Source organism: Pseudomonas sp. AC463 (assembly GCF_979253585.1).
Window position 1 is genome coordinate 1 of the sequence record NZ_CEEDDZ010000684.1, and the last position, 266, is coordinate 266.

Sequence of the window (266 nt, forward strand, 5' to 3'; positions counted from 1 at the left end):
TCAACGGCCGACATCAGCGCGGTTTCCAGCAGGCGTCCTTCGGCCGCACTGGGTAACTCGCCACGCAGCATCAGCCAGATCATCTGGGCAAACCCGACATTGCCGATCAGCTCTTCGATGGCATAACCGCGGTAGCGGATCTCACCCGGTTGCATCTGGATGATGGAGGTCGTCCACCACTGCTCACTCATGCGGCGTCCGTCGATGGCGTCGGTCATAGTGCGTGCTCCTCGCGCAGGCTTTGGATCTGTTCATCGCTGTAGCCG

Annotated in this window: 1 protein-coding gene; it reads right to left on the reverse strand. The window is 60.9% G+C overall.

The window, feature by feature from the left end; all coding sequences use genetic code 11:
* Window positions 1–218, reverse strand: a 218-nt coding sequence (locus tag AC0IYH_RS31930; RefSeq protein WP_471838292.1) for a citrate/2-methylcitrate synthase, incomplete at its 3' end; no start/stop codon positions are given.
* Window positions 219–266 lie beyond the last annotated feature (48 nt).